This window comes from Gordonia sp. NPDC062954, from assembly GCF_044543825.1.
GTDB classification, from domain to species: Bacteria; Actinomycetota; Actinomycetes; order Mycobacteriales; family Mycobacteriaceae; genus Gordonia; species Gordonia tangerina.
The window spans coordinates 127820-140917 of record NZ_JBITWL010000012.1 but is presented as its reverse complement, the minus strand read 5'-3'; the positions used below and the strand labels follow the sequence as shown (position 1 = coordinate 140917).

General features: G+C 65.7%; 11 protein-coding genes. 3 read left to right on the top strand and 8 right to left on the bottom strand.

All coding sequences use genetic code 11. The features are described 5' to 3' along the window. The 5 genes from ACIGKQ_RS13755 to ACIGKQ_RS13735 form a co-directional block, all read right to left on the bottom strand. Window positions 1-1358 (bottom strand): DUF222 domain-containing protein (locus tag ACIGKQ_RS13755; RefSeq protein ID WP_396574052.1); only part of this gene is annotated, 1358 nt, incomplete at its 3' end. Window positions 1359-1461: 103 nt separating this feature from the next. Further along, window positions 1462-2886, bottom strand: a complete 1425-nt coding sequence (locus ACIGKQ_RS13750) for an NAD(P)/FAD-dependent oxidoreductase (RefSeq protein ID WP_235721404.1) — start codon at window positions 2884-2886, stop codon at window positions 1462-1464. Then, window positions 2883-4724, bottom strand: a complete 1842-nt coding sequence (locus ACIGKQ_RS13745) for a DUF3556 domain-containing protein (RefSeq protein WP_235721405.1) — start codon at window positions 4722-4724, stop codon at window positions 2883-2885. The genes ACIGKQ_RS13750 and ACIGKQ_RS13745 overlap by 4 nt, the downstream gene beginning before the upstream one ends. A gap of 1 nt (window position 4725) precedes the next feature. Continuing rightward, window positions 4726-6201: a class I adenylate-forming enzyme family protein gene (locus ACIGKQ_RS13740; protein WP_235721406.1), complete on the bottom strand. Its 1476-nt coding sequence runs from the start codon at window positions 6199-6201 to the stop codon at window positions 4726-4728. A gap of 10 nt (window positions 6202-6211) precedes the next feature. Next, window positions 6212-7054, bottom strand: coding sequence for an SDR family NAD(P)-dependent oxidoreductase (locus tag ACIGKQ_RS13735; protein ID WP_396574049.1), 843 nt, complete (start codon window positions 7052-7054; stop codon window positions 6212-6214). Window positions 7055-7184: 130 nt separating this feature from the next. On the opposite strand from ACIGKQ_RS13735, the gene ACIGKQ_RS13730 reads away from it, so the two are divergent. Next, window positions 7185-8486 (top strand): PucR family transcriptional regulator, encoded by a 1302-nt coding sequence (locus ACIGKQ_RS13730; protein WP_396574048.1) that lies wholly within the window; start codon window positions 7185-7187, stop codon window positions 8484-8486. Here the strand turns inward: ACIGKQ_RS13730 and ACIGKQ_RS13725 are convergent. Continuing rightward, window positions 8471-9262, bottom strand: a complete 792-nt coding sequence (locus ACIGKQ_RS13725) for an SDR family oxidoreductase (protein WP_266062970.1) — start codon at window positions 9260-9262, stop codon at window positions 8471-8473. The genes ACIGKQ_RS13730 and ACIGKQ_RS13725 overlap by 16 nt on opposite strands. Window positions 9263-9452: 190 nt before the next feature. Between ACIGKQ_RS13725 and ACIGKQ_RS13720 the strand changes: the two genes are divergently transcribed. Both ACIGKQ_RS13720 and ACIGKQ_RS13715 read left to right on the top strand, forming a co-directional pair. Then, window positions 9453-10262 carry a PIG-L deacetylase family protein gene (locus ACIGKQ_RS13720; protein WP_235721410.1) on the top strand — a complete coding sequence of 270 codons (810 nt, stop codon included), beginning with the start codon at window positions 9453-9455 and terminating at the stop codon, window positions 10260-10262. 29 nt (window positions 10263-10291) lie between these two features. After that, window positions 10292-10972: a nitroreductase gene (locus tag ACIGKQ_RS13715; RefSeq protein WP_266062984.1), complete on the top strand. Its 681-nt coding sequence runs from the start codon at window positions 10292-10294 to the stop codon at window positions 10970-10972. Window positions 10973-10985: 13 nt separating this feature from the next. Here the strand turns inward: ACIGKQ_RS13715 and ACIGKQ_RS13710 are convergent, their stop codons facing one another. After that, complete coding sequence (locus tag ACIGKQ_RS13710) at window positions 10986-11408, bottom strand: DUF779 domain-containing protein (protein WP_266062971.1); 423 nt, start codon at window positions 11406-11408, stop codon at window positions 10986-10988. 39 nt (window positions 11409-11447) lie between these two features. Beyond that, entirely contained in the window at window positions 11448-12971 is a 1524-nt protein-coding gene (locus tag ACIGKQ_RS13705; RefSeq protein ID WP_235721412.1) for an aldehyde dehydrogenase family protein, read from the bottom strand. Between the last annotated feature and the right edge of the window lie 127 nt (window positions 12972-13098).

The following is a 13098-nucleotide window of genomic DNA, read 5'->3' as shown; positions in this document are numbered from 1 at the left end:
GCGTGTGGGACCGAATGGTCGACATCGGCGTGATAGGCGCGGTTGTTGCAGCCGGGAAAGCTGCAACACAGCTCGCCGGCCCGGATGAGGTCGGCGAGTTTTTTCGACGGCGCGTAGCGGTCGGTTTGTGCGAGGTTGGTGGTGTCGGGTGTGACGTAGCAGCGTTTGGCCTCGGCCAACAATGCGCGGGCGGTGTCGGCATCGATGACACCGTGCCCGTCGAGGAAGGCCGGATCATCATCGTGACCGAGCAGGGTGCTCAGGTTGACCACGATGTGAAACGTTGGACGCGGCGCACAGTCCGACGTGACGGTCTCGGCGCCGGCACCGTTCTCGGCATCGGTAACAGCCTCGCCCTGCTTGTCGCGGACCTCGGCCGCACCATTCACGTTGGTGTCAGACGCGGTCACGTCGGAGGCGTCGGTGCCGGTGGCGTCGCTGCCGGTGTCGGGTGATGCGTCGGGTCCGTCGCGTTCCTCGCCGGCGGCGCTGTCATCGTCGGCGCCGGCGGTGGTGGTGCAGACTTCGCACCGGCAGTCCAGACGGGCGGCACCATCGGCCAAAGCGACCAACGCGTCGGCGCGGCGTTGAGCGGCGGTGCGTGGATCGTCGGGATGCACCGAGGCGGCCATCGCTTGGAGTCGGGCATCGATGGCCGCGGCCTGCTCGGCGGGCAACACACCCCCGATACGCGATTGGCCCGGGGTGTGGCGGTCGGGGCGCACACTGATGTTGCGGTCGGTGTCGACCTGCTCACGGCGACGCCGCACCGCGGCCGGATCGATCTTCGCGATGATCTTGTCGATCATCGTGGTGAACCGGGTCATCGACATCGGTTCGCGTGACTCGATGGCCGCAGCGATCTCGGTATCCAACACGGCGAACTTCGCGGGATCGGCCAACACGGTGCGCCGTACCACCACCAGAAACCGCGGTAGGTCGATCCGTCCGGCGACGAGGGTGGCGCCGGTGAACGGCAACTGATGCCGTAACACGCTGCCGGCCTCGATCAACTCCCGCGCCCGGGCCGGGGGCACCGTCAACGCCGCACCGACCTCGGCGATCGCCATCTCCAACCCGGTCGGCCCGTACTGGGCGCGGGGATCCTCCCCGGCCGCCGCACGCTTGGCCAAACGTTCCAAAGTGGCCAGCGACGTCGACTGCTCACCCAACGCCGCCGCCAACCGCACCAGATGGTCCTGTTCACGTTCATCATGAATCAGGCTGACCGCCTGCAACATCCGATAATCGGCGGCCGCGCGCACCGCGTTGCAATGATGAAGCACCTCGACCAACTCGGTAGCGCAATGCCGCTCATCATCGGCCATCTGGGCCAACGCCGGCGCGCTCGAAGTCATGACACCAAACTAACCGCACCCACCGACAACATTCGTCGACGCAGGTCAGACACCGGAAAGGACTGCGAGGAAGGCTTGGCCGGATGACGGCCGAACACGGCAGTCACATCCGGGCCAGCACCGCCTGTGCAGCGTGGAAGCCACCCATTCCGTGCACGCCCGCCCCCGGTGGTGTCGCCGACGAGCACAGGACGACTCCGCGAACGCCTAGAGCGTACGGGTTCGTCGTCATCCGCGGCCGAAAGGCGATCTGCCGGGCGGTGTTCGCACCGGCGCTGATGTCGCCGCCGACGTAGTTGGCGTTGTACTTCTCCAGCGCTGCCGGACCACGAGTCGACGTCGCGATGATCCGCTCCCGGAACCCCGGCGCGAAGCGCTCGATCTGGCCGATGATGGCCTCCGTCGCATCGCCGGCATAGCCATGCGGAACGTGCGCATACGCATAGATAGGATTGATCGAGCCGTTGGATCGGCTGCTGTCAGCGATGTACTGCTGACCCACCAGCACGAAGGGGCGCTTCGACATTCGGCCGCGGACCGTGTCGCGTTCTGCCGCCACGATCTCGCGAGCGGTCCCACCGAGATGGAGCGTGCCCGCCCGGGCGCAGTCACCGTTGGTCCACGGGATGTGACCGTCGATCGCGATGTCGACCTTGAACGCGGCCGGGCCGTATCGGTAACGGCCCACTGCCCGCCGAACCCGATCGGGCATCTCATCACCGACGATCCGCGCCGCGGCGTGCGGGGACGTGTCGAGCACGACCGCATCGGGTCGCCGGCCGGTCAGGTCACGCAACTGGTCCAGCGAGGTGACCCGGATGCCGGTGATCACCTTGCCGCCCAGCGCCGCCAGCTCCGCGAGCAGTGCATCGGTGATGCGTTCGCTCCCACCCTCGGCGACGGGCCAGCCGACGGCGTGCGCGGCGGCGGTCAGCATCAGGCCCACCGAACTGCTGAGCGGGGTGTCGAGCCGGCCGAACGCATGCGCGGCGACACCGGTGAACAGTGCCCGCGCCGGATCGTCGGTGAACCGGCAGGCTGTCCACGTCGCGGGTTGCACCGCATGTAATCCGAACCGCCCGAGCGTGACCGGATGTCGCGGAAGGTGCGCCAGAGGCCGGAACACCTCCCCGATCAGCTCGTCGAAGTGTGTCGTCGCGCCCGAGAAGAGCCGGTCCCAGGAGCGGGCATCTACCCCGAGTGAACGTGCGGTCTCCGCGCGATCCCGCGTGGCGAGGCCTGCGTGTCCGTTGTCGAGCGGATGGGCCAGATCGAACTCCGGCCAACGCCAACGCAATCCGTGCCGCTCCAGATTCAACGACCTGAAGAACGGTGACGCGACGCCGGTCGGGTGGAAGGCGGCACAGTCGTCGTGCAGTACTCCGGGGACGGTCGGTTCGCTGGTCCGCGTACCACCGCCGGGACGGTCATGCGCCTCGAACACCGTGACGTCGACGCCGGCCTGAGCCAGCCGGATGCCGGCAGCGAGCCCATTGGGTCCGCTGCCGACGACGACTGCGTTCGTCATGCCACCGCACCCTTGCCGTGGGTCAGGGTTTCCTGTCGGCAGAAGCCGTCTGCCGTCCACGTAACCTGAAGCCGCACCGGACCGTTCGGCAGCCACGGCTGTTCCTTCACGCAATCGCTCACATTCCAGGTACCGCGTTCCACGACGCCGAGTGCGGCGTCTATGACGCGATACTCCTGCGCCGGATTGCTCCACGGTGTGGCCTGCGACTCGCAGTAGGCGACCACAAGGTCGCCGGGCGCGAGGTTCAGACGCCGCTGGATCGCCGCGATGAGCCGTTCGTCGTGCAGGTGTCCGTCGCCGAAGTTCCAGCCCAGGATGGTGTTGCACATGAACTCGCCTTCCCGGGTCGTCCGCGTGTCGATGTCCTCGAGGTGCTCGTAGAGGACCGACAACAAGCCGCGTCCCTGGCTGTGCATCGAGCGCCAGGCGACGGCCTTCTGCAGAGTCATTTCCGCGTCGTGCCGCTCATACGGTGTGGGAAGCATCCGCTGCAGCTGGTCGATCTGGTTCTCTACCAGGGGGAGTTCGTTGAGCCGCTCTTCCACACCCGGCTTCATCGACCAGATCGCCGACGCCCAGTTGCCCGCGTACTGCCGCATCGACGGAAGGAACGAGACGAGGTCGGGCCGCAGGTTGCCGAGCACCGGACCGAAGCAGAGGATCGCGAAGACCGGTATCAGCAGCCAGGGCTGCGAGAAGTTCCAGATGTTGTAGACCGAGGCGTCGAACCCGACCCACAGCACCAGGGCGATATAGCCGAAGTACACATTCCATTCCAGCGGCACCGCTAGCGGGAAGGTCGAGGTGATGTAGATGTGGAATGCCACGATGATCACCGCGCCGATGACCGCGATCGTGGTGTTGGTGGTAAGCAGCAGGACCAGCGGAATCGCGATCTCGACGGTGGTACCGGCGATGTGGGCCATGAACCAGGCAACCTTGCTGGGCCGGATGTCGTCGGGGCTGTCGCGGTAGAAGAGCCGCTTGACGAAGCGGAACTGTCCCGGACTGTTTGAGACCATCGGTGGCACGACGTTGATGAAGTGCTCGCCGAGCTTGGAGACCCCTGCTCCGATCCAGACGACACAGATGATGATCTTGAAGACCACGACCAGATCCACGAAGTTGGCCGCGTCCGCCCCATCTCCGAGGACCATCGCCCCGAAGATGGCGGAGAACAACATTATCGGCAGATACTGCTCAGAGCGAGCCGCCAGGAAGACGACCTTGTCGCGCAATCCCATCAACGTCATGGTGACCAGGATCGGGATGAACGCCACCGGCGGCACCAGCTCCTGCGGACCCGTGCCGGCCGGTAGGAACTGCACCGGCTGCGCGGTGACCACCAACGGATAGACCAGGCTCGCCACGACTGCGAGGAACAGGACGACATCGATGACGGTGCGGGTGTCGCCGCCGGTGCCGGGCACGTGCCGTCCCCACGGCGCCATCCGAACGGTGCCGGGCCGAATCCAGTACCGGACATTTCCCAGCATGGGGGTGAAGTGGCCGCACAGCGGGCCGAAAGCACCTGCGAGCCCTAGCACCTCCAGGAGCATCAACCAGACGGCGAGCTTCTGGTAGACGACGATGTTGTCGAACCAGCTCGCCGGGTCGGTGAAGTGCACGTACTGCGTGGTCCACGCGGTGATCGCCAGCCCGACAGCGAAGTACAGTCCCAGCATCTTCGCGATGTACACGACGTGCAGGACGCGTGGCGTACCGAACCCGTCGTCGACCCAGTGGGTACTCAGAATCCTCATGCGGTCGCGCAGCGGAAGTCGCACGAAATCCGAGGGTTCCATCGGCTGTGGAGAAGGTTTGATGAACCCCATGTCAAACTCCTTGCTGTGCGGGCTTTTGGGCAAGGCCGGCCCGCAGCCCGGGCTTGTCGATCTTGCCGACCGGGTTCTTGGGTAAGGCGCCCGTGATGGTTATCGAGACCGGCACCTTGATCTTGGTCAGATGCTGTGTGCACATGTCGCGAAGTTCGGTCTCGGTGACCGATCGCTCCGGGTGGAGCGCGACGTAGGCGACGGGGACCTCGCCATAGATCGGGTGCGGCGCACCCACAACGGCCGCCTCCAGCACAGCTGGATGGCCGTACAGAACGGATTCGATCTCTTTGGGGTACACGTTTTCCCCGCCTCGGATGATCATGTCCTTGATCCGGTCGACCAACCGGAGGTAGCCATCGTCGTCCAGGATCCCGACGTCGCCGGTGTGCAGCCATCCGTCACCGAGTGCGTCCACGGTGGCATCGGGCCTATTGCGGTACCCCTGCATCACGTTGGGCCCCTTGATCACAACCTCACCACGCCGCCCGGAGGGCAGTAGAGAGCCGTCGTTGTCCATGATGGCCACCACCTGGCCGGGCAAGGCCGTACCGACGGTGCCGGCTTTACGTGGTCCGTCGACGGGGTTCGCCGTCGACGCGCAGGTGCCCTCGGTGAGGCCATAGCCTTCGATCAGCGGGAAGCCGAACCGCTGTTCGGTTGCGCGGAGCAGTTCTTCGGACGCCGGTGCCGCCCCGCAGATCGCGAACCGTACCGAGGAAGTGTCGGCGGCGACGTCAGACGGCAGTGCGACGAGGTGTGCGTAAATCGTCGGTACCGCGGAGAAGAAGGTCGGCCGGAGGCGTTCGATCGCACCGAGAAACTCCACCGGATGGAATCTGGCGAGAACCGACAGCTGCGCACCGGCGATCATAGTGGCCAGGTAGCTGACGCAGATCGCGTTGACGTGAAACAGCGGCAGCACCAGCAGGCAATGGTCGTCCTCGGTGAGCCGCAGAGCCTCCACCATCGAGCCGGCCATCGCGGCGATGTTGCGGTGGGTGAGTTCGACACCTTTGGGACGGCCCGTCGATCCGCTTGTGTAGACCAGCAACGCCAGGTCGCCGACAGCGGTGACCGGGGCCGGCACGGACCTCGTCGGGGCTGTCCGCAGATCGTCGACGAGCACGCTCCATCGACCACCATCGGGCGCACCCGCGCTGGCGCGTACCACGAGTGCCGCATCCGCATCGGCGATCTGATAGGTCGCCTCCGATGCGGTGAACACCGGATTGACCGGCGTCGCAGCAGCACCGAGACGCCATGCGGCGGCGAGGCACACGAGCAATTCGACGCGGTTCGGCAACATCACTGCCACCACCGAGCCTGGACCGACACCATGATCCGCGAACTGTTCGGCGGCACCGTCGACCCGCTCGGCGAACTGCGCATAGGTCAATTCGGTGTGGCCGTCGCGAACGCACGGTCGGTCGGACTGCTCGGCGGGACGGTGCCAGGGCAGATAGTGCAGTTCCATCGTCGTCACCTCAGAACAATCCGGCGTCGAGGCCGCCGTCGAGCACAAGGCCCGATCCGGAGCAGAACGACGACTCGTCACCGGCCAGGAACAGCACAGCCTTGGCGATCTCCTCGACCGTGCCGTACCTACCCTGCTTTTGTTCGATCAGTGCGTCGAAGCCGTGCGCCGGCAGTCCCAGCGCAGTCTCGAAGCCCTGCACCTGATCGGTGACGAGGTGCGTGGCCACGAACCCGGGCAGAACAGCGTTCACGCGTACCCCGAATGCGCGGAGCTCGGTCGCCGCAGTCTTGGTCAAATTGACGACGCCCGCTTTCGCAGCCGCATACGAGGACACCAGCGGGGTGCCGGCCAATGCGGTCACCGAGCCGATGGTGACGATGCTGCCGCCCCCACTGGCGATGATGGCCGGCGCCGCATAGCGGATGGCAAGGAAGACCCCGTCGAAGTTGATCGAGGTGACCTTGCGCCACGCCGCCAGATCCATCTCCACGATGGGCGCCACCGACGCGATGCCGGCGTTCGGGATCATCACCTGCAGGCCACCGTAGGTCGCGACGGTCGACTCGACCAGGCTCTTGACCTGCTCCTCGTCGCGGACATCGCAGGCGATGGCGGTCGCGTTCGTCAGTTGTCCGGCGGCCTCCTTCGCAGCGGCTTCATCGATGTCGGCGACGACGACGCTCGCGCCGGCCGACGACAGCTGACGGGCGATCTCCAGTCCGATTCCGTGCGCTGCGCCGGTGACGATCGCGGTCTGCCCGGTGAGATCGGGTGCCATTGGATTCCTTCGTTCGGGGGTGTTGGATGCGACGAGCGTATGGAGCAGCGCAAGGCGAAAGATTGTGCTCACGACACGAACTTTCCGCGGATCGTTGTGGCAGGGTTCACATCGAGACCAGGCATCAGGTGGCGGCAGCCAGGAGTGACGCAACGGTCTTGGGTTCTGCGAACAAACCAGAATGCGGAGAGAGGACGACCCGATGGGTGGCGAACTGAGCCCGGAGCAGCGACGTCTGGCGGCGTTACGGGTCGCCGAGGTGGCCAAGACCGTGGGAGCCGAACTGCCGAGTCTCGGTCGGGCGCTGCACGCCGAGATCGCCGACTCGATCCCGGAGTTGCGCGGCGACGACGTCATCCTGGAACTGTTACGCGCGAGCACGGAGAGCAATGTGGAGACATTCCTCCACGTCGCCCAGCACGACATCCACGTCGACGATGTGCGCCCACCACCGGCTGCGATCGAGTATGCCCATCGCTTGGCGCAGCGTGCGATCTCGGCGAACGCACTGCTGCGGGCATATCGCATCGGGCAGAACCGGGTGCTCGATTGGGCGGTCGCCGAGGTCGCGGCCACCGAACGCGATCGGGACGTCGCCTTCGCGGCGTCGCAGGCCTTCCGCACCACCACGTTCGCCTACGTCGACCGGATCGCCGAACAAGTCGTCGCGGAGTACGAGGCCGAACGCGAACGCTGGCTCGCCAATCGCAACACCGTCCGGACCGCAATGCTCACCACGATTCTCACCGGCCGCGATCACGACCTCGGAACTGCGGAATCGGCCATCGGCTACCGCCTTCGGCAGCACCACCTAGGCGTCGTCATCTGGACCTCCGACGAGCACGGCGTGCCGAGCGAACTGCGTCGGATGGAGTCGTTGGTTGCGGCCATCGGCGAAGCCGTCGACGCCGACGGTCCCGCGCTGTTCCTGCCTCAGGATCGCAGCCTGGCGTGGGGCTGGATTCCGCTGGGCCGCAGCCGTGACTGTCATCGAATCGACCGTGACGCCGTCACTCGCCTGATCACCGATGCCGGCCCTGGCGTTGGTGTGGCCTTCGGTCGGCCGCACTCGGCGACGGTCGGTTTCCGTAGGACTCACCAGGAAGCACAGCGCGCGCACGTCGTCGCATCGATTGCCGGTGACCTCCTGGTCACCGACTTCGATGACGCCGGGGTTCAGCTGTGTTCGCTCCTGGCCCGCGACCTCGAAGCCACCAGAGACCTCGTCGCATCGACACTCGGTGGCCTGGCCGCCGACGATGAGAACACGGCCCTGATGCGGGCAACGCTGTTGGCGTTCCTGAAGGCCGGCAGTAGCTACGTCGCCGCGGCCGAGGTGATCCACTTACACAAGAACACGGTGAAGTACCGCGTGGACAAGGCGATCGACGCACGTGGTCGTCCCCTCGACGACGATCGTCTCAACCTGGAGATCGCCCTCACCGCCTGCCAATGGCTGGGCTCAGCGGTGCTCCCCCGGGATCGTCGTCAGGCGCGTGCCTGACGACGATCGCCGAGCTTCCGCATCACCCTCAGCATCGGCAGTCCGATGCTCGGTGCGACATCGACGCCACGCACCAGAACGCCGCGCCAACGCGGCAGTACCCGGAAGAGCTGGCGACTGTCGATCAGGGCCATCCCTGCACGCGCAACGGCATCTTCGTCGAGGGGCTTCGGGCCGGAGAACAGCATCGCCGCGCCCGGGTCAGTGGCATGCGAGGTCACCATCTGGGTGCCGACGACGTCCGGACACAGTGCCCGGGCCCGGATGGGCATCCCGGCATGGGCCAGGTCCCCCTGCAGCGACGTGGTGTAAGACAGCACCGCCGCTTTGGTTGCGGCATAGAGGGCCAGGCCCGGTACGGGTGTGAGCGCCGAGATCGAAGCCACATTGAGGATCGCCCCTCCACCGGCGCCCATCTGCGCGACCGCTGCTGCGGAACCCGCCATGACGCCACGCACGTTGACCTCGAGGATGGTCGCGATCTCCTCGTCCGACTGCTTCCAGGCGTCTCCGGCGAAGAGAACTCCGGCATTGTTGACCCACACCTTCAGCGTGCCGCGCGTTGCGGCTTCCTCGGCGATCATGCGGTGCGACGCGATGTCGCGCACATCCTGGGCGAATCCGACCGCTCCGCACCCGATCTCCGCGGCGACACGTTCGGCAGCGTCGCCGTCGATATCGGTCACGACGACCTGATGTCCCACGTCGGCAAGATGTCGGGCGAGGGCACGGCCGATGCCGCGACCGGCTCCGGTGATGACTGCTGTGGTACTCATGCGACGACCGTAGAGCGCGGCGTCACCGATCTGCTCGTGTTCGCGACACAACCTTTCGTCGCGGACTTGGTCGACGCGTCCAGCCGCCGGCGTCGGTGGATGACCACGAGGTACGCGACCCTCACACAATCGATCCGGCCACGGTGACGCCAAAACCTGGCCGGAGGTCACCGCACTGTAGAAACGAGCCATGAGCACAATCGTCTTCGTCCACGCGCATCCCGACGACGAGGGAACCGGCACCGCGGGCAGCATGATCCGCGCATCACGGGAGGGGCACCGTGTGGTGGTCGTCTATTGCACCGACGGGGATCCCGGCGATGTGCCGGACGATCTCGCGCCCGGTGAGACGGTCGTGAGTCGCCGGCGAGGCGAAGCCGAGGCGTCGGCAGCGATCACGGGCACGGCCCGAGTTGCGTGGCTGGGTTACGGCGACTCCGGCATGACCGGATGGGCACAGAACGAAACCGACGGTGTGTTCTCGCGCGCCGACCTCGGCGAAGCGGCCCGTCGTCTGGCCGACATCCTGGACGAGGAGAACGCCGACGTCGTCGTCGGCTACGACTGGCACGGCGGTTATGGCCACCCCGATCACATCATGCTGCACCACACCACTCGCGCCGCAGCGGATCTCGCGGCGAGGACGCCGCGATACCTCGAGGTGACGATGAACCGCGATCTGATGCGGCAGTTGTTCACCCTCGCCAAAGAGATGGGTATGGAGGGTTTCGATCCGGATCTGCGCGGTGACGACGGGAATCCGGTCGGCACACCGGAAGCCGAATTGCATTGGGCCGTGGACCTCGGGGACGACGTGATGACCAAACGTGAGGCCCTCGCCTGTCACGCAAGTCAGAGCGACGTCAAACAACTCCTGGCGATGCCGGTCGAGATGTTCCCGGTCGGCTTCGGCACCGAGCACTACATGGAACCGGGCCGGCCGGCCGGCATGATCCGAGGTTGGTGGCTCGACGAGGCGGAGCATGGAATACTGCCGTGATGGTCGATTCACCCGAGCAGAGATCGACGATGGGTTACGACGAAGTGGTTCTGGGGCGCCGCAGCATCCGTGGGTTCACGCCCGACCCGGTACCCCGGGAGCTGATCGAAGAGATCCTCGAGCTCGCGATGCGGGCCCCGTCATCGATGAACACGCAGCCCTGGAATTTTCATGTGATCACCGGAGAACCGCTCGATCGCATCCGAGCGGGAAACACCGAGCGCAACCTGGCCGGCGTACCCCATTCGCGCGAGTTCCGGACGGGCGCGGAGAAGTTCACCGGCACCCACCGTGAACGCCAGGTCCAGGTTGCGAAGCAGCTGTTCGGCGCGATGGGTATCGCCCGCGACAACACCGAGCTACGCCACGACTGGGTGCTGCGGGGATTCCGTCAGTTCGATGCCCCGGTGTGTGTGATCGTGACCTACGACCGCATTCTCGACGGCAGCGACGACACACCGTTCGATTGCGGTGCGGTCTCCACCGCGCTGGTGAACGCAGCCTGGTCTCGCGGGCTGGGGGCGGTGATCAACAGTCAGGGCATCATGCAGTCGCCCGTCGTGCGAGAACATGCCGGTATCCCCGACGACCAGGTGATCATGAAGAGCATCGCGCTGGGCTGGCCGGATGACACCTTCCCGGCCAATGCCGTGGTGTCCGAGCGCAAGTCGGTCTCCGAAGCCGCCACCTTCGTGGGGTTCGAACCGTAGCCGGCGCCCGCCGTCACGCGCCGACGGCGGCACCCGTCTGAGGCGGGTGGGCCTCGAGCACCTCGTTCTCCTCCGGACTGAAAGCCCTCGAGCGCGAGAGGAATCGAACCCCTTCCGGCGCTTCCAGACTGAACCCGGCACCGCGGCCGTCAACCACGTCGAGGATCAATTGCGTGTGTTTCCACAGTTCGAACTGATCGCCGTTGATCCACACCCGCACTGCGGGAAGGGGTTCGGTCAGTTCAATCTCGCCGACGAGGACGTCGCGCTGGCCGACCCGGTATTCACCGACCGGATAACACATCGGGGCCGAGCCGTCACAGCATCCACCCGACTGGTGGATCATGAGACCGCCGTGCAGCTCCGATAGTTTCGTCAAGAGCTGCACGGCGGTGTCTGTGGCGACGACCCGATCAGGAACCTGCTGGTCCGACACGGGTTTTCACCTCTGCTTTCTGTTGTGGTGAGATCCAGATCAGAAGAAGCCCTTGGCATTCTGCGCGTAACCGACCAGCAGGTTCTTGGTCTGCTGGTAGTGCTCGAGCATCATCAGGTGGTTCTCGCGACCGATCCCCGACTGCTTGTAGCCACCGAAGGCGGCGTGGGCCGGGTAGTCGTGATAGGTGTTGGTCCACACACGACCAGCCTGGATCTCGCGGCCAGCACGGTAGGCGGTGGCGCCGTCACGGCTCCACACACCGGCGCCGAGGCCGTAGAGGGTGTCATTGGCGATGTGGATGGCGTCTGCGTAGTCCTTGAACGTCGTCACCGCGAGCACCGGCCCGAAGATCTCCTCCTGGAAGATGCGCATCTTGTTGTGGCCGTCGAACACGGTCGGCTTGATGTAGTAGCCGCCTGACAGGTCGCCACCGAGGTCGGCGGGCTCACCACCGATGAGTACCTTGGCGCCCTCTTCCCTGCCGATGGCGAGGTAGGAGCTGATCTTCTCGAACTGGTCATTGGAGGCCTGCGCGCCCATCATCGTCTCGGTGTCGAGCGGATTGCCCTGCTTGATCTGGCCGACCCGGTCCACAGCCTTCGCGATGAAGTCGTCGTAGATGTTCTCCTGGATGAGTGCACGGCTCGGGCAGGTGCAGACCTCGCCCTGGTTGAGCGCGAACATCGAGAAGCCTTCCAGCGCACGGTCCAGGAAACCGTCGTCGGCGCTCATAACGTCGTCGAAGAAGATATTCGGGCTCTTGCCGCCCAGTTCGAGGGTGACCGGGATCAGGTTCTCCGAGGCGTACTGCATGATCAGGCGGCCGGTGGTGGTCTCGCCGGTGAAGGCGATCTTGCGAATGCGGTTGCTCGATGCGAGCGGCTTGCCGGCCTCCACGCCGAAACCGTTGACCACGTTGAGCACACCGGCGGGCAGCAGATCCGCGATCAGGCTCATCAAGTAGAGGATCGATGCGGGGGTCTGCTCGGCCGGCTTGAGCACGATGGCGTTGCCGGCGGCGAGGGCGGGGGCCAACTTCCAGACGGCCATCAGGATGGGGAAGTTCCACGGGATGATCTGTCCGACAACGCCGAGCGGCTCGTGGAAGTGGTAGGCGACGGTGTCCTCGTCGACCTCGGAAATCGAGCCCTCCTGGGCACGTAGCGCGCCGGCGAAGTAGCGGAAGTGGTCGATGGCCAACGGAATGTCGGCGGCCAGGGTCTCCCGGACAGCCTTGCCGTTGTCCCAGGTTTCGGCGACGGCGAGCTTCTCGAGGTTCTCTTCCATCCGATCGGCGATGCGCAGCAGGACCAGCGAGCGCTCGGCGACCGACGCCTTGCCCCACTGCGGCGCAGCCTTGTGCGCGGCGTCCAGTGCCAGGTCGATGTCCTCCGCAGTCGAGCGGGCGACCTCGCAGAACGTCTTGCCGTCCACCGGCGACGGGTTCTCAAAGTACTGTCCCTTGACCGGCGGGGTCCACTGGCCGCCGATCCAGTTGTCGTAGCGGGACTCATAGCTCATCACCGATCCGTCGGTTCCGGGCTTCGCGAAGACGGTCATCTACAGCTCCTCATGTTGTTCCGGTTGAGGTGTCCTGGGGGTTGTCACCCGCCCCACGCAGCGGGGTCGATGTGATCTGGTGCACAGCGTAGGAGCGACCGCGTTGCACCTACGTTGCAGCCACGTA